Origin of the sequence: Amycolatopsis sp. NPDC051102, assembly GCF_040682815.1 — a bacterium.
Classification (GTDB): Bacteria; Actinomycetota; Actinomycetes; order Mycobacteriales; family Pseudonocardiaceae; genus Amycolatopsis.
Window position 1 is genome coordinate 100,394 of sequence record NZ_JBFBBT010000007.1, and the last position, 25,787, is coordinate 126,180.

General features: G+C 71.8%; 23 protein-coding genes. 12 read left to right on the top strand and 11 right to left on the bottom strand.

The features are described 5' to 3' along the window. Positions 1-8: 8 nt before the first annotated feature. The gene (locus tag AB0M93_RS21335) at positions 9-797 is read left to right on the top strand and encodes an ESX secretion-associated protein EspG (RefSeq protein ID WP_364275905.1); all 789 of its coding nucleotides are present in this window, start codon (positions 9-11) and stop codon (positions 795-797) included. Positions 798-1,299: 502 nt separating this feature from the next. Next, a complete protein-coding gene (gene dnaB / locus AB0M93_RS21340; RefSeq protein WP_364275906.1) occupies positions 1,300-2,709 on the top strand; it encodes a replicative DNA helicase in 1,410 nt (469 codons plus the stop codon). On the opposite strand, the gene AB0M93_RS21345 is transcribed toward dnaB, so the two are convergent. Further along, complete coding sequence (locus AB0M93_RS21345) at positions 2,706-3,158, bottom strand: MarR family winged helix-turn-helix transcriptional regulator (protein ID WP_364275907.1); 453 nt, start codon at positions 3,156-3,158, stop codon at positions 2,706-2,708. The two genes, dnaB and AB0M93_RS21345, sit on opposite strands and share 4 nt — an antisense overlap. A gap of 66 nt (positions 3,159-3,224) precedes the next feature. Between AB0M93_RS21345 and AB0M93_RS21350 the strand changes: the two genes are divergently transcribed. Continuing rightward, positions 3,225-3,617: a MarR family transcriptional regulator gene (locus tag AB0M93_RS21350; RefSeq protein ID WP_364275908.1), complete on the top strand. Its 393-nt coding sequence runs from the start codon at positions 3,225-3,227 to the stop codon at positions 3,615-3,617. Between the two features lie 67 nt (positions 3,618-3,684). Next, positions 3,685-4,455 carry a class III extradiol ring-cleavage dioxygenase gene (locus tag AB0M93_RS21355; RefSeq protein ID WP_364275909.1) on the top strand — a complete coding sequence of 257 codons (771 nt, stop codon included), beginning with the start codon at positions 3,685-3,687 and terminating at the stop codon, positions 4,453-4,455. Positions 4,456-4,687: 232 nt separating this feature from the next. Here the strand turns inward: AB0M93_RS21355 and AB0M93_RS21360 are convergent, their stop codons facing one another. Next, on the bottom strand, positions 4,688-8,188 hold the full coding sequence (locus AB0M93_RS21360; protein ID WP_364275910.1) for a PE-PGRS family protein: 3,501 nt from the start codon (positions 8,186-8,188) through the stop codon (positions 4,688-4,690). Positions 8,189-8,394: 206 nt separating this feature from the next. Beyond that, a complete protein-coding gene (locus AB0M93_RS21365) occupies positions 8,395-9,369 on the bottom strand; it encodes a hypothetical protein (protein WP_364275911.1) in 975 nt (324 codons plus the stop codon). A 233-nt stretch (positions 9,370-9,602) separates the two neighbouring features. On the opposite strand from AB0M93_RS21365, the gene AB0M93_RS21370 reads away from it, so the two are divergent. Genes AB0M93_RS21370 through AB0M93_RS21380 form a run of 3 tightly spaced genes read left to right on the top strand, consistent with a single transcriptional unit; the run spans position 9,603 to position 12,642 of the window. Beyond that, positions 9,603-10,844, top strand: coding sequence for an AI-2E family transporter (locus AB0M93_RS21370; RefSeq protein WP_364275912.1), 1,242 nt, complete (start codon positions 9,603-9,605; stop codon positions 10,842-10,844). Continuing rightward, positions 10,841-11,977, top strand: coding sequence for a DUF5931 domain-containing protein (locus AB0M93_RS21375; RefSeq protein WP_364275913.1), 1,137 nt, complete (start codon positions 10,841-10,843; stop codon positions 11,975-11,977). Before AB0M93_RS21370 ends, AB0M93_RS21375 begins: the two co-directional genes overlap by 4 nt. Beyond that, on the top strand, positions 11,974-12,642 hold the full coding sequence (locus AB0M93_RS21380; RefSeq protein WP_364275914.1) for a response regulator transcription factor: 669 nt from the start codon (positions 11,974-11,976) through the stop codon (positions 12,640-12,642). Before AB0M93_RS21375 ends, AB0M93_RS21380 begins: the two co-directional genes overlap by 4 nt. A 3-nt stretch (positions 12,643-12,645) precedes the next feature. Here the strand turns inward: AB0M93_RS21380 and AB0M93_RS21385 are convergent, their stop codons facing one another. Beyond that, entirely contained in the window at positions 12,646-13,725 is a 1,080-nt protein-coding gene (locus AB0M93_RS21385) for a hypothetical protein (protein ID WP_364275915.1), read from the bottom strand. A 21-nt stretch (positions 13,726-13,746) separates the two neighbouring features. On the opposite strand from AB0M93_RS21385, the gene AB0M93_RS21390 reads away from it, so the two are divergent. Continuing rightward, the gene (locus tag AB0M93_RS21390; RefSeq protein WP_364275916.1) at positions 13,747-14,412 is read left to right on the top strand and encodes a DUF1707 domain-containing protein; all 666 of its coding nucleotides are present in this window, start codon (positions 13,747-13,749) and stop codon (positions 14,410-14,412) included. A gap of 71 nt (positions 14,413-14,483) precedes the next feature. On the opposite strand, the gene AB0M93_RS21395 is transcribed toward AB0M93_RS21390, so the two are convergent. From AB0M93_RS21395 to AB0M93_RS21425, 7 genes are all read right to left on the bottom strand, one after another. After that, positions 14,484-15,887 (bottom strand): MFS transporter, encoded by a 1,404-nt coding sequence (locus AB0M93_RS21395; RefSeq protein WP_364275917.1) that lies wholly within the window; start codon positions 15,885-15,887, stop codon positions 14,484-14,486. Positions 15,888-16,296: 409 nt separating this feature from the next. Next, entirely contained in the window at positions 16,297-17,928 is a 1,632-nt protein-coding gene (gene ptsP / locus AB0M93_RS21400) for a phosphoenolpyruvate--protein phosphotransferase (protein ID WP_364275918.1), read from the bottom strand. Between the two features lie 213 nt (positions 17,929-18,141). Then, positions 18,142-19,011: a ribokinase gene (locus tag AB0M93_RS21405; RefSeq protein WP_364275919.1), complete on the bottom strand. Its 870-nt coding sequence runs from the start codon at positions 19,009-19,011 to the stop codon at positions 18,142-18,144. 259 nt (positions 19,012-19,270) lie between these two features. Continuing rightward, the gene (locus AB0M93_RS21410) at positions 19,271-20,380 is read right to left on the bottom strand and encodes a hypothetical protein (RefSeq protein ID WP_364275920.1); all 1,110 of its coding nucleotides are present in this window, start codon (positions 20,378-20,380) and stop codon (positions 19,271-19,273) included. Continuing rightward, the gene (locus tag AB0M93_RS21415) at positions 20,377-21,519 is read right to left on the bottom strand and encodes a hypothetical protein (RefSeq protein WP_364275921.1); all 1,143 of its coding nucleotides are present in this window, start codon (positions 21,517-21,519) and stop codon (positions 20,377-20,379) included. Before AB0M93_RS21415 ends, AB0M93_RS21410 begins: the two co-directional genes overlap by 4 nt. Before the next feature lie 3 nt (positions 21,520-21,522). After that, positions 21,523-21,837: a hypothetical protein gene (locus tag AB0M93_RS21420; RefSeq protein ID WP_364275922.1), complete on the bottom strand. Its 315-nt coding sequence runs from the start codon at positions 21,835-21,837 to the stop codon at positions 21,523-21,525. Between the two features lie 24 nt (positions 21,838-21,861). After that, on the bottom strand, positions 21,862-22,377 hold the full coding sequence (locus AB0M93_RS21425) for a YbaB/EbfC family nucleoid-associated protein (protein ID WP_364275923.1): 516 nt from the start codon (positions 22,375-22,377) through the stop codon (positions 21,862-21,864). A gap of 205 nt (positions 22,378-22,582) precedes the next feature. On the opposite strand from AB0M93_RS21425, the gene AB0M93_RS21430 reads away from it, so the two are divergent. Genes AB0M93_RS21430 through AB0M93_RS21445 form a run of 4 tightly spaced genes read left to right on the top strand, consistent with a single transcriptional unit; the run spans position 22,583 to position 25,723 of the window. Then, positions 22,583-23,968: a hypothetical protein gene (locus AB0M93_RS21430; RefSeq protein WP_364275924.1), complete on the top strand. Its 1,386-nt coding sequence runs from the start codon at positions 22,583-22,585 to the stop codon at positions 23,966-23,968. Beyond that, the gene (locus tag AB0M93_RS21435; RefSeq protein ID WP_364275925.1) at positions 23,965-24,708 is read left to right on the top strand and encodes an ESX secretion-associated protein EspG; all 744 of its coding nucleotides are present in this window, start codon (positions 23,965-23,967) and stop codon (positions 24,706-24,708) included. The genes AB0M93_RS21430 and AB0M93_RS21435 overlap by 4 nt, the downstream gene beginning before the upstream one ends. Next, the gene (locus tag AB0M93_RS21440) at positions 24,705-25,106 is read left to right on the top strand and encodes a hypothetical protein (RefSeq protein WP_364275926.1); all 402 of its coding nucleotides are present in this window, start codon (positions 24,705-24,707) and stop codon (positions 25,104-25,106) included. Before AB0M93_RS21435 ends, AB0M93_RS21440 begins: the two co-directional genes overlap by 4 nt. A 47-nt stretch (positions 25,107-25,153) precedes the next feature. Beyond that, positions 25,154-25,723, top strand: coding sequence for a DUF3558 domain-containing protein (locus AB0M93_RS21445; protein WP_364275927.1), 570 nt, complete (start codon positions 25,154-25,156; stop codon positions 25,721-25,723). Positions 25,724-25,787 lie beyond the last annotated feature (64 nt).

Sequence of the window (25,787 nt, forward strand, 5' to 3'; positions counted from 1 at the left end):
GAAGAGCGGTGCTGGACAGGCAGGTCACCATCACGACCGGCACCCTGATCAACCTGATCCGGCGCCGGGGCGGCGAACCGCACCTGGTGCTGGCCGAAAAGCCGGCCTGGTACAGCGACGAAGCCCAGCGGGCCGAGGACGAGCGGACCAACGCCGAGCTCGCCAAGGCCGGGCTGTTCGGCCCGCGCGGCATGCACCCCGGGTTCGTCGCGACGGTCGAGGCGATCGCCCGGCCGCAGCTGGAGTACTACGGCTGGATCGACGGCGGGTTCCAGGGCAAGCCGGTGAGCTACCGGCTGCTCGCCGGCTCCGCGGGCGGCGAGGCGTTCGTGCTGGCCAAGCACGAGGAGCTGGACGTCGTCGTGCTGGAGTCGACGAAGCCGCACGAGCTGCTCGACGACTTCCTCGGCCAGATCCCCAAGCTGGCGCCCGGGCGCGGGACGCCGATCGCGGTGCCGAAGAGCCGGCTCGAAGGCACCGCCCGCGGTGACGAAGGCGGGTTCGCCGTGCTCCGCAGCGACCGCCCGGCCGAGGGTGCGGAGGAGGCCGACGAGCTCCGCCGGATTCTCGCGTTGCGCCGGATGGGGAGCGGCAGCCTCTACGTCGCCGCCCGCAACCGCACCGGGGCGCGGCACCGGATCGAACGCCCGGTGAACTACATCGATACATCGGAAGGCCGATGGCTGACCGAGGAGATTCCGGGACGTGGCGAGAACCGGATCGCCTTCACCCCGGCCGACCAGCGCGTTCTCGCCGACCGGTTACGCAGCGCACAGGGCCGGCTCACCGCGGCCTGACGAGCGGGCCGTTCAGCCCACCGGGTTACCCGTCCACTCTCTGTGATTTTCATCCACAGGCCGCACGGTCCAATGGGTCTCGGCTGGTCCACGACACGCCGAAGGACGGACTTCGCGCGACACGCCGCACGAGTTTTCCGCAAGTTCTCCACAGCATGTCCACAGCCGCTGACCAGCAGATTCACCAAAGGCGATCACGCTTGTCCCCAAGTTGTCCACAGCTCTCACGCCACCTGTGATTGGTTACCCCCATTCATCCCCAGGTTGTCCACAGAAGGGTCCCCACCCTGAATTGCCATCGGCCTTCCGGGGGATCTAGCGTGCCCGCTCGGGCCTGTACTCACGGTGGCGCTCCGCGTGTCTGCGGCAGCCGGCCGAGGTTGTCACCGATCATCGGGGACAGGCCCGGGGGACGAAAGCACGGGATCCAGCCGCGTGCTTCGAGAGCGAAGATCCGGCATACTCGAACAGGTGTTCGACAAATGAGGAGGTGTCCGGGGCGGTGGCGCTGACCGACGACCGCAGTCCGATGTATGCGGAGAACGACCCGGGGCCGAGCGACCCCGGTCCGGGTGGCGGTGGGTTCGACCGCCAGCCGCCGCAGGACATCGCGGCCGAGCAGTCCGTGCTCGGCGGCATGCTGCTGTCCAAGGACGCGGTCGCCGACGTCATCGAAGCGCTCGGCCCCGACGACTTCTACCGGCCCGCGCACCAGGCGATCTACGACTGCATCCTCGACCTCTACGGCCGCGGCGAGCCGGCCGACCCGATCACGGTGTCGGCCGAGCTGGAGCGGCGCGGCGAACTGGGCCGCGTCGGCGGCGCGCCCTACCTGCACACGCTGATCGCGACGGTGCCGACGGCGGCGAACGCGGGTTACTACGCGGAGATCGTCTCGGAGAAGGCGGTGCTGCGCCGGCTGGTCGAGGCGGGTACCCGGATCGTGCAGTACGGCTACGGCGCGGCCGCGGCCGACGGCGCGAACATCGACGAGGTGGTCGACCGCGCGCAGGCCGCGATCTACGACGTCACCGAGCGGCGCACCAGCGAGGACTACGTCGCGCTGGAAGAGCTGCTGCAGCCGACGATGGACGAGATCGACGCGATCGCTTCGCGCGGCGGCCAGTCCCAGGGCATCCCGACCGGCTTCACCGACTTCGACGAGCTGACCAACGGCCTGCACCCCGGCCAGATGATCATCGTCGCGGCCCGCCCCGGTGTCGGCAAGTCGACCCTCGGCCTGGACTTCGCGCGCTCGGCGTCGATCCGCCACGGCCTGACCAGCGTCATCTTCTCGCTGGAAATGAGCCGCACCGAGATCGTCATGCGCATGCTCTCGGCCGAGGCGAAGATCCGCCTCGCCGACATGCGCGGCGGCAAGATGTCCGACGACGACTGGACGCGGCTGGCGCGCCGGATGAGCGAGGTGTCCGAGGCGCCGCTGTTCGTCGACGACTCGCCGAACATGACGATGATGGAGATCCGGGCCAAGGCGCGGCGGCTGAAGCAGCGCAACGACCTCAAGCTGGTCGTCCTCGACTACCTCCAGCTGATGACGTCCGGCAAGCGCGTCGAGTCGCGGCAGCAGGAGGTCTCGGAGTTCTCGCGGCAGATGAAGCTGCTGGCGAAGGAGATCGAGGTCCCGGTGATCGCGATCAGCCAGCTGAACCGTGGTCCGGAACAGCGCACGGACAAGCGCCCGATGCTGTCCGACCTGCGTGAGTCCGGCTCGCTGGAGCAGGACGCCGACCTCGTCATCCTGGTCAACCGCCCGGACGCCTGGGAGCGCGACGACCCGCGCGCGGGCGAGGCGGACCTGATCATCGCGAAGCACCGCGCCGGGCCGACGGCGACGATCACCGTCGCGCACCAGCTGCACTACAGCCGGTTCGTCGACCTCTCACACGACTAACCGAGGGCGCTGTACCCGCGGACGAACGCGGTGAGGAGCCGGCCGAAGGTCTCCCGGTCCTCGTCCGGCCAGTCCGCCATCACCTCCGCGAACACCCCGCGGCGGAAGGCGTGCAGCTCGTCGAGGTGCGCCTGGCCGGCTTCGGTCGGCACCAGCACCGCACGCCGTCCGTCGCGCTGGTCGGCTTCGCGGCGGAGCAGCCCTTGCTCGACCGCGCGCGCCACGAGCCGGCTGGCGCGCGGCTGGTCGACGCCCATCGCCGCGCTCAACGCCGTCACCGTGCTGGGTTCCCCGCGCTCCGCGAGCTCTTCGACGACGTCGAGCAGCTCGAACACCGGGTCGTGCGCGCCGCGGCCGCGGGCCTTGCCGATCCGGCTGAGGGCGCGCCGCTGCTGGCTGCGGCGGATCGCGATCATGGCGCGCTCGACGTCGGCCACCGCGTCCGTCATGGTTGCTCCACCTCCCAACTACATGTACTTTTACATGTAGTTGCTCATCGACATCTCGGAGTCCTCATGAAACCCCTCGGCTGGTGGCTGCGCCACCTCCACGAGCTCCTCGAATCCTCCATGGCCCACACGCTCGAGGCGGAGTCCCTGACCCGCCGGCATTGGCAGGTACTCAACACGATCGCCCTCGGCGCCCGCACGCCGGAGGAGGTCGACGCGGCGATGTCGCCCTTCGTCGCCGGCGAAGGCTCGATGGCGCCGAAGGTGGCCGATTTGCGCGGCCGCGGCTGGGTCGCCGAGGACGGCACCTTGACCGGCGACGGCCGCGAAGCCCACGCCCGCGTCGAAGACCGGATCAAGGCGTTCCGCGCGAAGAGCATGGCGGGCGTCAGCGACGACGACTACCGCACGACGATCCGGACACTGGAGCGCTGCGCCGCGAACCTCGGAGCCGCCTGAGGAATATCCCGGGCCGCCCGGGCGTCAGGTACTCTAGTAGTTGAATTTTCAATCATTGGAGCGCCCGATGACCCGCACCCCGGTTCTCTACCTCAGCCACGGCGCCCCGCCGCTCGCCGACGACGCGACGTGGACCCGCCAGCTCGCCGGCTGGTCCGCCGAACTCCCGAAGCCCCGCGCGATCCTGGTCGTGTCGGCGCACTGGGAGGAGGCGCCGCTGACCATCGGGGCGACTACGACGGTGCCGCTCGTCTACGACTTCTGGGGCTTCCCCGAGCGCTACTACCAGGTGAAGTACGCGGCTCCCGGCGCACCGGAGCTGGCGGCGAAGGTGCGTAAGCTGCTTCGCTCGCCAGACACGCCCGTGCACGACGCGCCGGAGCGCGGCCTCGACCACGGCGCCTACGTGCCGCTGGTCGAGATGTACCCGGACGCCGACATCCCGGTGCTGCAGGTCTCGATGCCCTCGCTCGACCCGCGGGAGCTGTTCGACGTCGGCCGCAAGCTCGCGCCGTTGCGCGACGAAGGCGTGCTGATCATCGGCAGCGGCTTCTTCACCCACAACCTGAGCGGCATGGCCCGCGCCACCGACGGGACGCCGCCGGCCTGGTCGGCCGAGTTCGACCACTGGGGTGACGAAGTCCTGCGCAGCGGCGACGTCGACACGCTGCTCGACTTCCGGCACAAGGCGCCCGCAGCGGCCCTCGCGCACCCGCGGATCGAACACTTCGCGCCGCTGTTCGTCTCCCTCGGCGCCACCTCGGACGAGGGATCGGGCCGGACGGTGATCGACGGCTTCTGGCACGGCCTGGCGAAGCGGTCCCTCCAGTTCGCCTGACCTCCCGCGAACGCGAGCGAGCCCCAGGAGCCGGTGTCGGCTCCTGGGGCTCTTCGTCTCCAGGGAAGGAGAGCTATTCGGTGTTCGCGGGTGGACCCGCATCCGCGGTCGCGTCGGCGGAGCGCTCCGTGCGAGGTCGCCCTCGCGGCGCGGTGGAGCGCCGGCCGCCGTGACAGCGGGGTCTTGGGGGGCCGGGCGGGTTCCCGATCGGAACCCGCCCGGCGTCACCGCACTACTTGCGCTTGACCAGGCCCAGCAGCTTCGCGAGGAAGCCGGTGGAGTCCAGGCCCGACATCGCCGGAACGCTGTCCAGCACCGGCAGCTTGGCGCTCACCGGCAGCTTGGCCGGGACGGCCGGGGCGACCGGCAGCGCCGGGGTGGCCGGCAGCGCCGGAACGGCGGGCAGGTCCGCACGCTGGGTCTGGCCCGGCAGGACACCACCCACGGCGGGCAGCGCCGGCAGGGCGGGCAGGCCGGCAGCCGGCAGGTCCGCACGCTGGGTGTGCGCCGGCAGGAGCCCGCTCAGGGCAGGCAGGCCGCCGGTCGGCAGGAGCCCACCGACGCCGGGCAGCTTCGGCAGACCCGTGGCCGACAGGAGCCCACCGAGGAGCGGCAGGTCGGCGGCCGGCTGGTCCGCACGCTCGGTGTGCCCCGGCAGGAGACCGCCCACGGCGGGCAGCGCCGGCAGGGCGGGCAGGCCGGCAGCCGGCAGGTCCGCACGCTGGCTGTGGCCCGGCAGGGCCTTACCCGCGGCCGGCAGCGCCGGCGCGGCGGGCATGGCCGGCTTCGGCAGCGCCGGGGCGCTGGAGAGGTGACCCACGGCCGGCGACTTCGCCAGGTCGGCCGCCTTCTGGGCCGCCTGCTTGGCCGCCGACGGCGCGCCGCCGACGTGCTGGACGCCCACCGGGACGGTGGTCGGCAGCTTGGGGAGGCCGTCGGCGGACACCCCGGCGGTCGGCAGCTTGCGGGCCACGTCCTTCACGGCGGGCAGGCTCCGGACCGGCAGCCCGGCCGTCGGCAGGTTGCTCATCAGGCCGTGCACCGAGGGCAGCCCACCGGTCAGCCCGGCGATCGGCAGCTTGCCGGTCAGCCCGCCGAGCAGTTCGTTCAGCGAGGGCAGGCCCCGGGAGGGCAGCCCGCTGCGGAACGCCGCCAGCGACGGCAGCTGGCGAGCCCCCAGCTCCGAGCCCTCGGCCGGGAAGAGGTTCTCGTCGTCGTCGATGGTCGTCAGGTTCGACGCCTCCGCGGTGGCGACCCCGATCAGCTCGAGGGGCACCCCGTAGATCTGCACCGGGAGCGCGAACGCGCCGTACAGGTCGTTGCCCGACACGGAGGATCCGTTGCCCCCGGTCACGGACTTGCCGCCGTTCTCCGTGGCCAGCGTGTTTTCGCCGACGGCGTGCGAAACGCCGGCCACGGCCGCCGCGTCGCCGAACAGCTGCGCGATCGCGGTCACCGGCAGGTCGAGGATGTTGCCGGACATCGCGCCCTCGACACCGGAGGTGGTGTCGTTGCCCGAGTTCTTCACCTCGGTCATGTTGATGCCGGCGCCCTTGGCGACGCCCGCCGCGCTGACGGCGTCCCCGAAGACCTGCGCCACCGGCAGCGCGTCCACGCCGACGATGTTGCCGGCCACACTGCCGCGGTCACCGCTGGTGGTGGCGTCGCCGCCCGCCGCCGACTCGACGTCGTTGGTGCCGGCACCGTTGCCGAGCGCGCCACCGGCGATCCCGTCGCCGAACACCGAGCCGGCGCCCGCGATCGGGGCCTTCACGATGTTGCCGGTCAGGGCGCCGAAGCGGCCGTCGGTCACGGCGTCGCCGCCCGCGGTGGCGTCGGTGATGTTGTCGTTCGCGCCGGTGCCGATGCCGCCGAGCGCGGCGCCGGTGCCCATCGCCTGCACGGGCAGCGCGACGGGGGCCTCGATGATGTTGCCCGCGCCGGCTCCGCCGGGACCGTGGGCCTTGACGGGACCGCCCGCGTTGGACGTCGTGTCGGTCGAGCCCTTGCCGTGGCCCTGGCCGATCAGGGCGCCACCGATGTTGGCGGCCTGCACCGGCAGCGACGCCGGGACGGTGCCGAGGTTGGAGCTCAGGAAGCCGCCGTCGTCCACGGTGCTGCCACCGCCGCCGCCGGAGACGACCTTGGTCTCTTCGGCCGCGCCGGAGCCCTGGCCGATGAACGAGCCGCCGATGCCGAAGACCTCGGCGGGGAGCCCGACCGGCACCTGGACGAGGTTGCCCGAACCGGACGAGTTGTTGCCCTGCGTGCCGTCGTACGCCCCGGCGGTGACCTTCTTGTCCTCGGTCGCGGTGCCGGTCGCGTTGCCGATGTGGCTGCCGCCGATGCCGAAGACCTCGGGCGCGCCCGCGGCCTGGGTGTTGAGGATGTTGCCGCCGAGGAAGGCGCCGTTGCCCTTGGTGAAGCTGCCGTTGCCCGCGTTGACGTCGGTCGTGTTGTCGTGCGTGGCGTTCGCCTGGCCGATGTAGGTGCCACCGATGCCGAAGGCCTCGACCGGCAGGCCGAGCGACGGGTTGAGGACGTTGCCCGACCCGCTCGAGTTGTCACCGGCGGTCTTGACGAAGCCACCCGAGTCGACCGTGCTGGACGAAGTGCCGGGGTCGGTGAGGCCCGCCGAGGAGTTGCCGATCCACGAGCCCGCCACACCCGCGACGTTCGCGACCGGGGACAGCGAGGTGGCCCCGCCGTTGCCGGAGAGGAACGATTCGTTGCCGCTGGTCTGGAGGTAGGTCGGGACGCCGCTGCGAGCCTTCCGGGTACTGCCTGCCGCGGCGTCGGCCGAGTTGTCGCAGCCTTCGGAGTTCGACAGCGAGCCCCACACCGCACCGGAGTTGCAGTTGAACTTCACCGGCACGGCGATCGGCGCACCGACCACGTTGCCCGACTCGGAGGCGGCGTTGCCGGAGCTCAGCAGCGAACCGCCGGACGCCCCGACGGTGTCGGCCGAGTAGCCGTGGCTCTGCCCGTTGCCGAGCAGGTACGAAGCGGCGTTGCCGGTCACCTGCACCGGGGTGGCGAACTGGCCCGCCACCACGTTGCCGGAGAGGGCCGAGCCGTCGCCGTTGGTGTCGATGTCGCCGGTCTCGGTCGTGCTCTGGCTGGCCGACCCACCGGTCACGCGGCCGGTGCCGCCGGCGACCCCGCCGCCGTTCCCGGCGATCTGGACGGGGAGGGCCCAGTCGAGGACCACGGCGTTGCCCGCGATGCTCGAGTCCTGGCCCGTCGTCTTGAGGTCGTGGTCGTGGCCCCAGGACTGCTGGTGCTGGGTGCCGTTGACGTGCGCGTCGCCGACCGCGCCGATCGCGTTGTCCACGATCTGGATCGGGACGACGACGTCGCCGCTGATCTTGTTGCCCTTGAGGTTCTTGTGGCCCGGGGTGAAGCCGCCCGCACCCTCCGCCTGGGACGCGCCGCCCAGGGTGGTGTCGTTGATCGGGCTCGAGTAGTCGAGGTGCCGGGAGCCCTCGTCCAGCGCCTTGCTGACGGGCTTGGTGCTCAGCTCCGTCTGCCCGGCGGGCAGGTCCAGCTGGCCGAAGGGGGTGCCGACCGCGTTGTTGGCTTCCTGGATCGGAGCCGTGACGTTCAGGTCGAGCGGGGAGGCCGGGGTGTCGGGGTTGACGTTCTCGTCGGCCGAAGCGATGCCGGTACCCAGCATCAGCAACCCACCCGTGACAAGTGCGGTCTGGAGTCCGCGCTTTGCCCACGTCTGCATGGGGTTTTTCTCCTTTATTTCGGGTTCCCTTGCGGGCTTATGGGGGTGCGCTCGTCGAAATTCGAAATGTGTCCGAGCCGCACCGAGGGGGATGGACTTCGTGCGGGCGCACCAAGGCGCACCGCCGTGTCACGGGCATGGAGCGGACGCGACGCCGTCAACGAAGGACGGACGTGGGCGCGTCAGCGACCCGTGAAGGGAGGTGTTCAGTCAGGAGTGACGCCGGGCTGTTCGCCCGGGGTGCGCAGCGAGTGGCGCAGGCCGGCGCGGGTCATCGCCGCGACGGCGGTGTCGACGGCTTTGGTCGTCCAGGAAGGGACGCCGAAGTTGAGACCGTCGAGGTGTCCACCGGGGGCCGTGGTGCCACCCGGGGCGGTGGGGACGGCCGGCGCGATCGGAAGCGGCGCCGGGGTCAGCGGCGACGGCAGGTCACGGTGCCCGTCGCGGAAGTGGCCCGCGGCACCGGTGACGTCGTCGGCCTGGGAGCCCGCCGGCGTCGCGAGCGCGGCTCGCAACGCGGCAGGAAGTTCGACAGTGGTGACGGCGGGCGTGCCGGCCACCTGGCCGGCGCCCGGGGTCACCGGTTCCCCGCCCGGGGCGGACCCGGGGAGGCCGGGCAGCGGGACCAGGGTGCCCCGGCCGGCCGGGGCGAGCAGCTGCCACACGTGGTGGCCGAAGTCCTTGGCCGGCTCGGGAGCGATGGTCTGCTCGATGACCTGGCGGGTGTCCTCGGGCTTGCGGGCGATGTGTTCGAACGCGCCGAGGGTGCGCTCCGCCGGGCTCAGCACCGCGTCGTCGGCGAGGTCCGCCACCGAACCGCCGACGCGCTCGGAAACCTCGCGCTCGACGTCGGCGGCCTGGGTGCGGTCGCACGCGCGGTGCGGCTCGCTCCACGTCGTCGCGTCCTGGTGGCAGGCCGTGTGGGCGACCCCGCCGGCGACATCGCCCGCGAAGTGCGCGGCACCGTGGTTCACGTCGCCGAGGCTGCCCGCCGTGGCGTCGCTGACCGGGGTGACGGAGGCGGTGCCGACCTCGACGGTCTCGGCGGAGGCGGCCGCGCCGGAAACGAGCCACGCGGCGGCCGTGCCGGCCACCGCGCCACCGAGCACCAGCAGCGCACGCGACACGAGCCGGCCGGCGCGCTTGGCGCCCTGCCCCTCGTTCGTCGCGGTCTTCGCCACTGGTGGGTTCTCCTCGCATCGGGTATTCGACCGGCCACATGCCGTTGCGGAAGCGACCTAACCAAATCCGCGCCACCCCGCGCACCCCCGACTCGGCTTGATGCCCCCATCGTGTGAAAGACACACCGTGTAATCCGGTTTGACGTTCGGTGATCATGCCTGGCCGTCAAGCGTGTCGGACGCGGCCGTCGGAAAGCGGCCGAATCGGGCGGTCCAGCCGCTACGGTGAGCCAGTGACCCACGCGCGACGCGAAGACCCGTTCCTGCCGGAGCACGAGGACGTCACCGGGCTGATCCCCCGGGGCCTGCGCATCAGCGCGGCGCTGGCGTGGCGGTTCATCGTGGTGGTCGCCGCCCTGTACGCCGTGGTGTGGGTGATCGGCTACCTGTCCGTCGTCGTCATCCCGCTGGGCATCGCCCTGCTGGTTTCGGCGTTGCTCGCGCCGGCGGTCCAGAAGCTGGTGGCGGTGCGGTTCCCGCGCGGGCTGGCGACGGCGATCGTGCTGATCGCCGGGCTGGCCGTGCTGGGCGGGCTGCTGACGTTCGTCATCACGCAGTTCTCCTCCGGCCTGCCGCAGCTGCAGCAGCAGGTGAACGCGAGCCTCGACCAGATCAAGAACTGGCTGCTCAACGGGCCGCCGCACCTGCGCCAGGAGCAGATCCAGGACTTCATCAACCAGGCGATCGGGTTCATCCAGAACAACCAGGCGTCGATCACGACGACCGCGCTGACCACGGCGAGCACCGTCGGCGAAATCCTCACCGGCTTCCTGCTGACGCTGTTCATCACGATCTTCTTCCTCAGCGGCGGCGAGGGGATCTGGACGTTCCTGGTCCGCGCGGTGCCCGGCCGGGTCCGCAACCGCGTCGACGTCGCCGGCCGCCGCGGGTTCGCGTCGCTGGTCAGCTACGTGCGGGCGACCGCCGCGGTGGCCGTCGTGGACGCCGTCGGCATCGGTATCGGCCTGTGGATCATGGGTGTGCCGCTGGTGATCCCGCTGGCGACGCTGGTGTTCATCGGCGCGTTCATCCCGATCATCGGCGCCGTCATCACCGGCGGGGTGGCCGTGCTGATCGCCCTGGTGACCAACGGGTTCATCGGCGCGGTGATCGTGCTGGGCATCGTGATCGGCGTGATGCAGCTGGAAAGCCACGTCCTGCAGCCGCTGCTGCTGGGCCGGGCGGTGAAGCTGCACCCGCTCGCGGTGGTCCTCGCCATCACCGCCGGCCTGGTCGCGGCCGGGATCGCCGGCGCGCTGCTGGCGGTGCCGCTGCTGGCCGTGCTGAACGCGGGGGTCCGCTCGCTGCTGCACGAAACGAACCCCGACCCGGCCGAGGTGAACGTCCTCAAGGACCAGGCCGCCCAGCCGAACGACGCCGAGCCCGGGTCGCCGAAGGCCGAACTCGCGACGGTCGGCGAGGCCGAAGCCGGCTCCTCCACGGCGGAGCCGCCGAAACGCGACAAGAAGCCGTGACCGTCAGGAGGACGCCCGACCCGGTCACGCCGATGTGGCGGGGCGTGCTCGCCTTCCGCGTGCTGACCTGGGCGTTCGCCTGCGCCACGGTGATCGTGCAGAGCGGCCAGTACCGGCGCGAGTGGCTGGCGTGGGCGGTCCTCGGCGTGATGGCCGTGTGGTCGGTGGTGAGCAGCTTCCTCTACCTGCGCGAGCGGACGCGGCCGCCGGCGCTGGTCGTCTTCGACCTCGTGCTGAGCACCGGGCTGCTGATGACGTCGCCGTGGGTGCTCAGCGACGCGCAGTTCGCGCTGAACGTGCCGCTGATCACCACGGTGTGGGCGGCGGTGGCGCCGGTCGCCGCGGGCGCGCGCTTCGGCGCGGCCGGCGGGGTGCTCGCGGGGCTGGTCGTCGGGGTGGCGACCGCGCTGGCGCGGCAGAAGTTCGACCTCGACGTCGCTCGCGACGGCGTCCTGCTCGCCGCGGCCGGCCTGCTGGTCGGCATGGCGGCGACGATGGCCCGCCGGTCGGCGGCGCGGCTGGAGCAGGCGCTGCGGAAGGAAGCGGCGACGGCCGAGCGCGAGCGGCTGGCGCGGTCGATCCACGACAGCGTGCTGCAGGTGCTCGCCCGGGTCCGCAAGCGCGGCAACGAGGTCGGCGGCGAAGCGGCGGAGCTGGCCCGGCTGGCCGGCGAGCAGGAAATCGCGCTGCGGTCGCTGGTGACGACCGAGCCGGTGCGGCCGAACGACAGCGGCCGGACGAGCCTGCGGGCCGCCCTGCAGCTGCTCGCGACATCGTCGATACAGGTCTCGGCCCCGGCCGACGACGTCGAGCTGCCGGCGCACGTCACCGGCGAGCTGGTCGCCGTGACCCGCGAAGCACTGGCGAACGTCGAGAAGCACGCCGGCCCGGGCGCACAGGCGTGGGTGCTGCTGGAGGACCTCGGCAACGAAGTCGTCGTGAGCATCCGCGACGACGGACCGGGCATACCGGACGGCGTTCTCGAGCGAGCGGCCGCGGACGGGCACCTCGGCGTGGTGGAATCCATCCGGGGGCGGGTCCGCGACCTTGGCGGGAGCGCGACCCTCGACACCGGGCCCGGCCGGGGCACGGAGTGGGAGGTCAGGGTGCCGAGCACGAGGGGTGCGAGATGAGCGACGAGCCGCGGATCTCCGTGATGGTGGTCGACGACCACCCCATCTGGCGCGACGGGGTGGCCCGCGACCTCACCGAACACGGCTTCGACGTGCGGGCGACCGCGCCGGACGCCGGCGCGGCGCTGCGGATCGCCCGGACCGTGCTGCCGGACGTCGTCCTGATGGACCTGAACCTGGGCAGCACCTCGGGCGTGGACGCGACCCGCGAGATCACCGCGGCACTGCCGTCGACGAAGGTGCTGGTGCTGTCCGCGAGCGGCGAGCACAAGGACGTCCTGGAGGCGGTGAAGGCCGGCGCGTCCGGCTACCTGGTCAAGTCGGCGTCCGCGGCGGAGCTCGTCGACGCCGTCCACCGCACCGCCGCCGGCGACCCGGTGTTCACCGCGGGCCTGGCTGGGCTGGTGCTCGGTGAGTACCGGCGGATGGCCGACGCGTCGCGGGAGGACACCGCGGGCGCCGAGCCTCCCCGGCTGACCGAGCGCGAAACCGACGTCCTGCGCCTGGTCGCGAAGGGGCTGACCGCGCGGCAGATCGCCGAGCGGCTCGTGCTGTCGCACCGGACGGTGGAGAACCACGTCCAGTCGACGCTGCGGAAGCTGCAGCTGCACAACCGCGTCGAGCTGGCCCGGTACGCGATCGAGCACGGCCTCGACGGGGAGTAGTCCTCACCGGAGGACCGCGAAGCCCGACCAGTTGCCGGCGGGCAGGGCGGCCCGGCTGAGGCGCCACTGCGGTTCGCCGGGGTGCCAGGCGGCCAGGACGCGGTCGGCGAGCACCAGGTCACCAGCGTCCGACCAGTCGAAACCGCCACCGCGGCTGAGGTGCTCGGTGACGAACGGCATGCCCGGGGCGTGGTCCCAGCTCGGCCCGTCCGGGCGGAGCAGCCAGATGTCCCGCGTCTGCGTGTTGGTGCCGCGGTAGGCGGCATTCGCGAAGTCGACGGCCCAGATCGCTCCTTCGCGCGAGGGCACCACGGTGGGTGCCGCGCCGATCGACGGCCGGCTGAGCTTCTTGCTGCTGTTGTCCCGCAGGTCGACCAGGGTGAGGTCGGTCAGGCCGTCCAGCAGCAGCCAGTCGCCGGCGGCACCGAGGATGCGCGGCGCCTGCCGGACCGTGCGCCCGGTCGCCGGTTCGATCAGGGCGTCGGTCGACTCGGCGGCACCGGCGTTGATGGTGATCAGCAGACCGTGCGCGGTCTCGGCCCGCACCTGCGTCCGGCAGCTGGCGGACTGGCCGCGGCCGAGCTCGCCGGCGGTGAACGAGACGTGCTGGAGGCGGCAGTCGTCCGGCGCGTCCTGCCGGATCAGCCAGACGCCTTCGCCGCCGGCGTCCGGCCCCGCCGACCAGGCGCGGCCGAGCGACCGCGGCGGGCTCGACGGCCCGGTGTACTCGAGGATCTCGGAGGGCTCGCCCTCTCGCGGGAACGGCGGGCGGACCATCAGGACGACGTGCTTCCCGACCCGCACGACGTCCAGCCGGACGTCACCCCCCGGGTAGCCGGGCGCGGTGGCCACGGCGCCGCGGTCGGCGTCGAACAGGGTGGGGGCGACGGTCGGCAGCAGCGCGGTGACGCCGATGCCACCGGTCGCCTCGATGCCGGAGAGTTCCGCCAGCGGCCCCGGTGGTGGTGGCGGCGGTGGGGGTGCGGCGTTGGTGCACGCGGACAGCAGGACCAGCGCCGTGACGGCGGCGGCCGCGCGGACTACGGGTCCGTTCAGGGTTTTCCCCCGATCTCCCTGGTGCAATCCGGTTCTACCATCGTTGGCATGGGCGAGGAAGAGACCGCGGCGGCGGAACCGGTGACCGAAACCAAGCCGTTGGGCGAGCGCGATCTCCGGGTGTCGGACGACGAACGGGAACACGTCGTCGGTGTGCTCCAGAAGGCGATCGGCCGCGGCATGATCGACCTCGACGAGTTCACCGAACGCACCGACCGCGCGCTCGCGTCGCGGACCCGCGGCGAGCTGAACGCGGTGCTGGCCGACCTCGCCGGCCTCTACCACCCGGCGGCAGCCATGGCTGCCGCTCCGTCGTACGCGCCTCCGGTGGGTTACGGCGGCGGCTACTCGACCGGGCAGCGGTTCGAGCTGAACGCGAAGTACTCGTCGCTGCACCGCGGCGGCCCGTGGGTGGTGCCGTCCGAGCTGGTCGTGCGCAACAAGTACGGCTCCACGAAGCTGGACTTCACCGAGGCCCAGGTGCAGTCGCCGGTGGTGCACATCGAGCTGGACGCCAAGTGGGGCTCGGTCGAGATCATCATCCCGGAGCACGCCGCGGTGGACCTCAACGCGATCAGCGACGTCAAGTTCGGCGCGATGGAGGACAAGACCCGCAGCAACGGGCGGATGGGCAACCCGCGGTACGTGCTGACCGGTCGCGTGCACGGCGGCTCGCTGGTCGTCCGCCACCCGCGGCGCGGGCTGTTCGGCTAGCCGGGGCCCCTCTGCCCCCGGCGTCAAGAAGGCCTCCCCACCCAGGCATCGGGTGGGGAGGTCTTCGCCCGTCAGGCGGCCAGCGGCCGGATCGACCGCAGGTGCCGGGCGACGAACCAGATCAGGGTGGCGAAGGCGACGGCGGCGAGCCCGGCGACGACGTGCAGCCCGTCGGGCAGGCCGTGGGTACGGACGACGGCGTTGCCCAGCGTGCCGACGGTCGCCAGGCCGAAGGCGTAGCCGAACTCGTTGACGGTCTGGGCCAGCGAAGCGGCGGCGCCGGCCTTGCGCACCGGAACCGACCCGACGACGAGGTCGGTGCCGAGGGCGACCATCGGCCCGACCCCCAGCGCCGTCACGGCGAACCCGAGCGCCGGCCACACGGGCCCGGCGGCGGGGTCGACGAGCGCGAGGACGACCATCCCGGACGCGGCGAGGGCGATGCCACCGGCGATCAGCGCACCGGGCCGCACGCGGCGGGCGAGCACGGGCGCGGCGAGGAAGCTGACGGTCGAGCAGGCCATCCCGGGCAGCAGCCCCAGCGCGGCCCCGACCGGCGACAGGTGCTGGGCGAGCTGGAAGAACTGCGCGACGAAGAGCATCGTGGTGCCGCCGAGCATGCTGAACACCAGCATCCCGCCGAGCGTGGTGCGGAACGCCTTCGCGGCGAACAGGCTGAAGTCGATCAGCGGGTCGTCGAGCGTCCGCTGCCGCTTGACGAAGACGTAGCCGACGGTGACACCGATGACGAGGGCGACGACGGGAGCGGTCCGGACGCCGTCGCGGGCGAGTTCCTTGACGCCGTAGACGGTGGGCAGGATCGCGGCGAGGGAGAGGCCGACGCTCGGCAGGTCGAGCCGCCCGGCGGTCTCGTCGCGGTATTCCGGCAGCAGCTTCGGCCCGACGACCAGCAGCAGCACCATGGCGGGCACGCCGAGCAGGAAGACCGAACCCCACCAGAAGTGTTCGAGCAGGAAGCCGCCGACCATCGGCCCGACGATCGCCCCGACGGAGAAGCAGCCGGCCCAGATCCCGATGGCTTCGGCCCGCTGCCGCGGGTTTTCGAACAGGGTCCCGATGAGCGAGAGGGTCGACGGAGCGAGCGTGGCCCCGGCGATCCCGAGCGCGGCCCGGGCGGCGATCAGCATGCCGGCACTGGTGGAGAAGGCGGCGACGACGGAGGCGCTCCCGAAGGCGGCGGCCCCGATGAGCAGCAGTTTCCGCCGCCCGATCCGGTCCCCGAGCGTCCCCATGGTGACCATGAACCCGGCGACCATGAAGCCGTAGGTGTCCATGATCCACAGTTGTTCGGTCCCGTCGGCGTGCAGGCTGACGGCAAGCTTCGGCAGGGCGAGCACGAGCACGAAGACGTCCAGCGAGACGAGCAGGGTGGGCAGCGCCAGCACGGCCAGCCCGGCCCACTCCCGGCGCCCGGCCCGTACGGCACCGGCCGGCGCGGCGATGGTGGCGGTCATGGTGAGGTCCTCTCGGCTCGATCGTTCCCTTTCACCCCTGCGTCGAGCGGCGACGGACGGGATCGACAACCAGCCGAGAGTTTTTGAAGGGAAGTCCGTGAAGGCCACTCGGGATGGCCGAGCAGGCCTTCACGGACTTCGGGCGAGTTGCCCACACCCCTCGATCAATGTGGACAACTACGCCGGTCCAGGTTCGCACAAGCCGGCACGGTCGGTGATGACCGATAGACTGAAAGTGGGGGGGCGCCCCTGCGGGTGGGTTGATTCGACGGGGGTCGAATAGAAGCGGCGGCCTGCCAACCCGCACGCAACAAGCGGCGCCGAGCCGCCCGAGGTCACCCGGCCACGAACAGCCGCGCGCCTACCCAGCCGTCGCCGACCGCCGACGCATCCCAGCCCGGCAGCGCCGTCAGGGGCGGGCCGCCGCGCGGGCTGCCGTCGGATCCGATGTCGCCAACGCCGCTTCCGCCAGGGCTTCGCACTCCGCGAGGCTCGTCGCCGCCAGGCTGGCTCCCACCGTGCGGATCGCCGGGGCGTTCATCGACAGGCTCGTCAGGCCCAGGCCCGTCAGGACCAGCGCCAGCCGCGGGTCGGCGGCCGCTTCGCCGCAGACGCCTGCCGGTTTGCCCGTGGCCTTGGCCGCGTCGCCGATCAGCTTCAGGAGGCGCAACAGGCCCGGCTGCCACGGGTCGTTGAGCTTGGCCACCGCGCCGAGCTGGCGGTCCGCCGCGAACGTGTACTGGGCCAGGTCGTTCGTGCCGACCGAGACGAAGTCCACCGCTTCGAGGATCTCGCGGGCGCTCAGCGCCGCCGCCGGGATCTCGATCATCACGCCCGCCCGGCTGATGCCCGCCGCGCGGACGCGGTCCGCGAACCACGCCGCCTCTTCGACCGTCGCGACCATCGGGGCCATCACCGAGACCTCGGCGCCCGAGTCCTCCGCGGCGCCCGCGATGGCCTCGAGCTGGCGGTCCAGCACCTCGGGGCGGTCGAACGCCACGCGCAGCCCGCGGACACCGAGCGCCGGGTTCAGCTCGGCGTCCGGCGACAGGAAGGCCAGCGGCTTGTCGGCGCCCGCGTCCAGGGTCCGCACGATCACCGGCTTGCCCGCGAACGGCGCGAGCACCGCCGTGTACGCGGCGCGCTGGTCGGCCACCGACGGCTCGTCCGAGGCGTCGAGGTAGCAGAACTCGGTGCGGAACAGGCCGACACCTTCGGCGCCCGCGTCGGCCGCGGCCTGCGCGTCGGCCGGGGAGCCGACGTTGCCGTAGACCTTCACGCGGTGACCGTCGGCCGTCGCGCCGGTGCCGTTCCACTCGGCCAGCTGCGCCACCGTCGCCGTGACGACCGGGGCCGACGGGTCCGCGACCTCGACCGCGCCCGTGTCGCCGTCGACCGCAAGCGCTTGCGCGTCCAGGGCCAGCAGGCCGCGGACCGCGACGACGGCCGGGATGCCGAGGGCACGCGCCAGGATCGCCGTGTGGCTCGTCGGGCCGCCCTCTTCGGTCACCAGGGCGAGCACCTTCGCCGGGTCGAGGCCCGCGGTGTCGGCCGGGGCGAGGTCACGCGCGACCAGCACGCTCGGCGACGCCAGCTCGGGCACCCCCGGCGGCGCGATCCCGAGCAGCTCGGCGATCAGCCGGTCGCGAACGTCCCGGACGTCGCGGACGCGCTCCGCCATGTACCCGCCGGCCGCGGCCAAGGCTTCGGCGAAGCCTTCGGCGGCCTGGTAGACGGCTCGCGCGGCGGGCAGCCCCTGCGTCTTGACCAGCGTTTCGGCCTGCGACGCCAGCGCCGGGTCGGCGGCCATCGCGGCCGTCGTGATCAGGATGGTCGCCGCTTCGCCGGTCGCGGTCTCGGCCTGCTTCTCCAGCCGGCCGGCGACGATCGCGGCCGCGGGGGCGATCCGGGCGGCTTCGGCGGCCGGATCGGCCGGGGCCGGGGTGGCTGCGGGCTCGCCGAGCGGCTCCGCGACACGAACGACGGGACCACTCGCACGGCCGGGGCTGACGGCGACCCCGGACAGAAGCTCAGACGACATGGTCTAGACCATAGCTCAGATAGGTGCGGATATCTCGTGGTGGCGGGCACAAACCGCGTTGACGCACCTGTTCGAACACCGGCCGGACCTCCTCGTGCCCCCAGGCGTCGGCCAGCTCGTCTCGGCTGCGCACCGGCCGTCCGGCCAGCATACGACGGAGGCTCCACGCCTCGGCCGAGCCGCATGATCGCGACGTGGTCCGGCCGCGATTGATCATTCCCCCAGGTCGGCGGCGGTGGGGTAGGACGGCTGGGCGCCGCGCCGCGTCACGCTGAACGCCGCGACGCGCACCGCCCGCTTCGCCGCCGAGACCAGGTCAGCGCCGTCGGCGAGCGACGCGGCGAGCGCGCCCGCGAAGGCGTCCCCAGCTCCGGTGGTGTCCACGGCCTCGACCGCCGGCGACTCGACCCGGCTCACCGAACCGGCCTCGACGACCACGGCCCCGGCCGCCCCGAGCGTGACGACGGCCGTCCGCGGCCCGAGGTCGAGCAGTTCCCGGAAGTCGGCGCCGGGACCGGTCAGCCAGGCGGCCTCGTGTTCGTTGACCAACAGGACGTCGAGCTTGGCCAACGTCTCCGGGGACAGCTTCGCCGCCGGCGAAAGGTTCAGGAGCACCTTCACGCCCTTTTCGGCGGCGCGCGCGACGGCGTGTTCGACGGTCGGCAGCGGCACCTCCAGCGAAACGACCATGACCTCGACCCCGTCGAACACGGCCTCGACGTCGGCGGGCTCCACGCTGGAGTTGGCGCCCGGGGAGACGAGGATCGAGTTCTCGCCGTCCGGGGTGACGGTGATGTAGGCGATGCCGGTCGGCCGGTCGCTGGTCCGCACGAGGCCGGTGTCGACGCCGGCGGCGCGGAGCGAGTCGAGCAGCAGCCGGCCGTAGGGGTCGTCGCCGACGGCACCCAGCAGCGCGACGTCCGCGCCGAGCCGCCCCGCGGCGACCGCCGTGTTGGCGCCCTTGCCGCCCGGCGAGAGCACGGTGTCCCCGCCGAGCACGGTCTCCCCGCCACCCGGCCGCCGGTCCACCGCGACGACCAGGTCGGCGTTGGCGGATCCCACAACGAGCACGTCAGAGTTCATGCCTGGCACTGTGCCACGAAAGCCGTGCGGACCAGGCCAGCACGGGCAAGGAAGGGAAAGTGAAGGTTTTTGTAACTTATCCGGGGCTGAGTGCGACAATCATGCGAGCAGCGGAAGCCCGTCACTCGATCGGGGGATGACCGTCCCCCGGCCGTCACTACGTGGCCCGGTCCCGCTCTCCTGGTGCGTCATCGCGGAGACGTGATGACGTTGCCCCAACCGGCGCAAGCCGGGCAGGGCATCGGGTCGCCGGCGTCGATCACGTAGCCCCCCGAGTGATCGGCGTCGGCGGCGCCCCGCCCCACCCGAGGGTCAACACGATGCCGCGGGGCAGCACCGCGGGCGCGCACTTGCTGAACTTCCGCGCGGCCGCGGCGCTCAACGGCCACGGCAGGCGGTACCAGCCATCGCCCAGCGCGAGGCGCTCGGCCTCGCCGTGGCGCAGCGGGAAATCGAGGTCGGCCGGCCGGAATTCCAGGTGACCGCCTGCCAGCAACCGCAGTTCGGCGACTTCGCGCCAGCTCAGTTCGAGCTTCCGGTAGTACGTGTCCCACAGGAAGCCCGTGTTCGAGAGCCGCAGGTCGACTCGGGACTCGCGCTTCTGGGTGTTGTATTCGGCGGCGTGGACGAAGGCGGCGAGCACGACGACGGCGCCCAGCAGGATCCGGCAGGCGGTGTGCAGGAAGCCGGACGGCCAGAATTCGGCTCCCGCGTATGCCACGCCACCGAGCAGCACCATGGCGAAGTCGAAAAGCCACACGCTGCGGCGATCCCACCCGTTGACGTGGATGTTGACGTGGTTCAGCTCGGGCGCCGGGCCGGGCGTGAGCGGGGGCGATGGTGCGGGCGGCACCGCGGCGACCGGCCGTTCGGTCACGCCGGCGTACTTCCCGGCGACCTCGCGGACACGGGCTGCTTCGGTGACCGACAGGGTGATTCCGGGTACGAGAAACCCGCCCTCGGCCACCGGTGTCAGGCCCTGGTGGCGCTCTGCGAACCGGGCGTCGGCCGGCTCGAGCACGACCCGGAACGACTTGTCGCCGCCAGGCTCCGCCGGAACCGCGACGGCTCCCAGTTCGTTCCAGCGCACGGCCCAGACGACCCCGCCGATGATCCGCGAAATCCCGGAGGCGTCGAGAACCAGTTCGTCGACCACCGGTTCCGGCAGCGAGCGGAAGACCAAGATCAGCCCGATCAGCCCGAACCCCCCGCCGAAGACGCAGCCGGCCACGCGCGGGCTCTGCTGGGACGCCGACAAGCCCGCCCACACGATTCCGGCGCCGACGGCGAGGAGTACCGCGGCCAGGATCCAGTGCCGCCCGGCCGTCCGCGAGACGACGACAAGGCGGCCGCTCTCCGGCGCGGTCACTCGATCGAACCTGAGATGCGCCGAGCCCCCTGGTTGTCGAAGAGGGGTGCCGCGGCCGCGGTCTCCTTCTCCGGCGGCTCGTCATCGTCGTCGCCGTCCCAGCCCTCGGCCACGTGCTTCAGAACCTCTTTGCCCGCCTCCTTCTTGACCGCCTTCGCCAGTTCCTCACCGAACTCCGGACCGAACTTGTCGCCGAACTCCCGCCGGGCGTCGGCCGCGAACTCCCGCCCGACATCGCGGAGGTTGTCGCCGATGGAGTGCTCCGAGGAAACGACTTGACCCCAGGTCCGCCGGTTGGGCCGGCCTTCTCGCACCTTGTCGGCGAAGGACTTCGCGTCCTTCGACTCGAGCAGGCCGCCGACACGCCGCAGCGGGCCGGGCAGCCTTTCGGCACCCCTGCGCAGCACGTCCCGCACCCGGCCGAAGATGCCGGTGATGCGGTGAAAGAGATCCTGCGCCTTCTTGAAGGCCTTGACCAGCTTCTTGATCCACTCCATGCACTTGCTGCCGGTCTTCACCGCCTCCGCAGTGCCTTCGGTGGCCATGCCCGCGGGCAACGCGGGACCGGGATACCGGCAGGCGATGCTGATCAGCTTGCCGACGCATTCTGAGATCAGGTCCCGCACGATCGAGCGCACGACGCTCAGGATCGTCTTGCAGATCTCAACCAGTTTCGAGATCGCATCGGCCCCGGTCGCCACGCCCGCGTACGTCGCCGCGCGGTCTTCGGCGAAGGCGCGATAGGCGTCCGCCGAGGCGCCTTCCCAGGTCGCGCTGTCCTTCTTGACGGTGTCCTGGAGGGCGGTGCTGATCTTCTCCAGCTCTTTGCCGACGTTCTCCCAGGTGCCGACCATGTTCTCCAACGCGGTCTGGTCACCGGTGAGCCAGTCGAGCGGCTCCCGCAACCACGGGAAGAACTCCATCGCCCAGCCGACGGCCGCGGAAGCGAGCGTCCCGATCGGGTCCGCGACGAGGCCCACGATGCCGGTGGCGCCGAACCCGGCGTTCACCAGGCCCTCGGCCCAGTTGCCGTCGGCGACGGCGGTGCCCGCGTCCCAGAAGTCCTGCAGGAGGCCGGCGCCTTCGAGCGCGCTGCGGTCGTCCGCCGCGTCCGTCTTGATCAACGGGTTGTCGGCCACGCCTCAGTCCTCCACCTTGAACAGGTCCTTGAACTCCGCCTCGTCGGCTTCCTTCAGCTGCTCCCACAGCTGGATGCGCGCCGAGTGGTCGTACGACGACGTCGACGCCGATTCGATCGCCATCTCCGCCACCTGCTGGGCAAACGCGCAGATCGCCGCGAGCGGGATACCGAGCAGACCGAACGCTTCGGGGTGCTCGGTCGCGCGGGCGGCTTCCTTGCACTTGTCGATCCGGTCGGTGATCGCCTCGATGTTCTCCCGGTGTTTCCGCAGCTCCTGTGGGTCGACCGCGAAGCCGGGGCCGCCTGGTCCGGTCATGGTTCCCTCCCCCCTTTCCGCGCGTCAGCGCAGGTAGTCGCCGTCGCCGAAGTAGTCGTCGTCGTGGCCTTCCTCCGCTGCCGGGCGAGCGGGCCGCGGCGGCTTCGGAGACGGCGGCAGTCTGCGCTCGGCTTCGGGGACGAACCGGGCGCCGTCGTCCGCCGGCGGCGCTGGTGGTGCGGCGAACCCCTCCGGCTCGGGCTCGGGGAACTGCCGCTCGAGGCGGCTGACCAGCTCGTTCATCACTTCCGGGCCGACCGGGTGGGCGACACCCGCCTGCACCGCCGTGGCGAGCTTGCTCTGCGCGGCCTTGACCGTGCGGAGGATTTCCTCGGCCAGATCCGGTTTGTCACGCACGCTCGTACCGATCGTCAGCCCGACCAGGTTGCCGGCGTGGTCGACCTCGACGGCGATCTGGCCGTCCCGGCTGCGCTCGGAGACCGTCACCGCCTCGATCTCGCTGACCATCAGCTCAGCCTTGCGCCGGGACTCGGCCATCCGGGCCTCGAAGTCCGCGATCAGCTGCTCAGGGTTCGTCACGCGAACCTCCCCGTTCACGTCAGTAGCCGTACGGCGACCGAGTGTGGCACACCGCACCGACAGTTATCGGCGTTTTCGCGCGGTGTGACGAAGGCCCCGTCGTTCCTGCCGCCCTGAACTGGTCCATTCTTCGTACAGCCGGTAACCGATGGCGTATTGTCCGTGACGCAAGAGGGGAGATCGAACGCGAGGGGAGCGCGGTTCGGTGGGGTTGTTCGGTGACATGCTCGACGCTGCCAAGCACGTCGGGTCGGAGATCGCGCGCACCGTGGAGTCGGGCGCCGACGGTCTCGGCAAGGTACTGACCGGCGCGGGCGTCGGCCTGGTCGCGGGCGGACCGGTCGGCGCGGTCGCCGGTGCGTACGTCGCGTCGCAGACCGGGACCGGTGCGGACAACCCGCAGGCCGCGGGGTTGTCGCCGGGGCAGCTGGTCAGGGCCGTGCTGAACGGCCCGGGCACCGAGTCGCTGCAGCAGGTGCACCAGGCGGGCGTCGAACAGTCGGATTACCAGCGCCGGCTCGAGCAGGGCACGCGCGAACTGACCGCCGGCCTCGAGTCCGCGTGGACCGGCGGCGCGTCGGACGCGGCCCGGGAGCGGCTCCAGCCGTTGACTGCGTCGGCGGCTTCGGCGTCCACGACACTGGATCGCAACTCGACACTGGCCCAGGCGCAGATCGACCAGTTCCACCAGCTGAAGAACTCACTGCACCCGGACGTCACCGACCAGCCGCCGACGCGCAGCGCGTGGGACGTCGTGACGCCGTGGGACACCGACACCGAAGACAAGATCAACCAGTACAACCGGAAGGCCCAGGAGAACGTCGAGCGGTACAACGCGTACTCGCAGCAGTCCAGCTCGAACACCGCGGCCCGGACGACCGACTACGGCCAGCTCCGCGAGTACACCGGCGGCGACTTCACCGTGCAGGACCCGAAGAAGCCGGTCGAGCCGCCGTCCAAAAGGACGACGCGGACCGGTGGCGACGACCACCGGCCGATCGGGGCGCAGGTCCAGCCGCCGCCGGCGGTCCACCCGCCGGTCGCGCCGCCACCGCCGGGGCAGGTGACACCGCCGGGGCAGGTCCCGCCACCCGGGCAGGTCACGCCACCGGGATGGCACACGCCAGGCGTGGACGACAGCGTTCGCGCGCAGAGTTACGTGCCGCCGTCGACGCAGTTCCCGCCGGGCTACCAGCCACCGGGGACGGGCCCGGGCGGCTTCGGCCCCGGTTCCGGTCCCGGCGGCTTCGGGCCTGGTTCGGGTCCCGGCGGCTTCGGCCCCGGTGTCGGCGGCGGGTTCGGGCCGGGGTCGTCGTCCGGCGCGAGCGGCGCGGGTGCCCGCGGTCCGGGCGCGGCCACCGGAGCGGCCGTCCCGGGCGAAGGACGTCCCGGCGCGGCCGGCGGGGTCCGCGGCGGCACGGCGGGCAAGCCGGGCTCGCCGGGGATGGGCGGCATGGGGCAAGGCGCCAAGGGCGGCAAGGGTGAGGAGGACGCGGAGCACCAGCGCGCGTCCTACCTGGTGGAAGCGGATCCGGAGAGCATCTTCGGCGGGTCCGACGAGCGGACGGTGCCCCCGGTGATCGGGCTGTGATCTTCTTGCCCAAGGCCGCCCTGCTCACCGCGTGGGAGTGGGAACGGCACGGCCCACCGCCCGCCGTCCTCGGCGCCGCCAACCTCTGGCTCGGCGACGAGACCCGCAAAAGGCTCGACGCGAAGGTCCTCGACGTCCTGACGTCGCTTCGCCTCGCGACGGGCGGCACGTTGACGCGGGAGTTCCGCGACGTCCTGCGTGTCCTCGCGAACGGCGCCCACGAGTTCACGGCGTGGCTGGGCGACATCGAAGCGGACGAATCAGGCGCGGCCCTCGTCTCCGCCGACGGCCCCGACGCGCTCCGCCTGATCCGCAAGGACGACGACGTCCGGATCGACGTCGTGGAGCCGTCACGGATCGCGGAGTCCCTGGTGGACGTGCTGCCACCGGTGCCACCGGCCCGGATTTCGGCGGTGTCGATCCCGGAGGCGCGGTTCTCGGGCCGCGCGGAGGAGCAGTCGTACGATCTCGACGACCCGACCACCGACCGGGAGCGCGACCCGCTGCCCTGGGCCCGCCGGCTGATGGCCGCCCGCCGGACGGGGCTACACCAGTGCTACGCGCTCAAGCGGGGTGTTCGCAGCGCGCCGATCACCGCCGTGGACATCGCCGGGACCGGGCGGGTGCTGACGTACGTGTACCCGGGGCGGGAACGGATGGTCAGCTTCCAGCCGGGGACCCGGGGTGCGCTGACGGATGTGCTGTACGCGACCCTGAACGGGTTGGGGGGAGGACGATGACGAACTCGATCTTCAGCGGGATCGGTTTCTGGGCCACGGACCTGCCGAGCGGGGGATCGCAGCCCGCTGGTGGGCAGGGGTTCGCGATGAGCTCGGCCGAAATGCGCACGATGCTCGAAAAGGCCAAGAATCAACGTGAAACACTGGCCGAGCAGTTGCGAAAGGCACGGTACTTGTTGATGGCGAAGCCGCCGGCAGAAGAACCGGTCAGCCAAGCGGCGGTGAACGGCCCGAACGGCGTCAACGAGGCAGCTGCGTACTACGAAGGCCACCTGCACTACCAGTTCGATTACCTCACGGAGTTGATCCAGAAGTTGCAGCAAGCACTCGGCATCACCGAGGCCGCGGATCAGCAAGCAGCAGACTCGACCAAAACGATCAAGGGGTCGCTCGAATGAGGCGTCATGTTCTCCTGGCCGCCACTGCAGTCACCTTGGGAACTGCGTTGCTGACCTCGTGCACCGGCAAGACCCCGACGAACGGCACGGCCGGTCCCGTATCGACCAGCAGCGCGGAATTGCCGAACAGCGGGGCGCCGAAGGTAGGCAACCCGCTGCCGGCGGCCGCACTGGAAGGCAGCCCCTGCGACTCGGCTCTGACGGCCGAACAACTCAGGGGATACCTCGGGCAACCGACCGCCCCGAAGACGAGCGACACCGAACTCGGCCTCACGTGCGACTGGGCCAGCGCCTCGGGAACGGCAGCCGGCATTCTGGTCGGATACGACACCAAGTCCGGACAAGGATTGAGCCTCGCCTACAAAAACGTGAAGCCGAAGGCCAAGCGGTGGGTGGACGACCTGGAGCCGATCCAGGGCTATCCGGCGGTGGGTTACGTGGACGCCGGAACCACAGACAACCGCGCCTGCGTGATCGTCGTCGGCGTCGCGGACGATCTCACCTACTCCGTCTCGCTGAGCATCGGCGACTCCGCGGTCCAGGCCGGTAAGGACGCCTGTCAGCTCGGGCGGGGTGTGGCCGACACCGTGCTGACCAACCTCAAGGCGCGCGTCTGAGCTGCACTTTTCGTTACGGCCGACATCGCGTTGATGCAATATCTGTCGTACCAAACACCTAGAC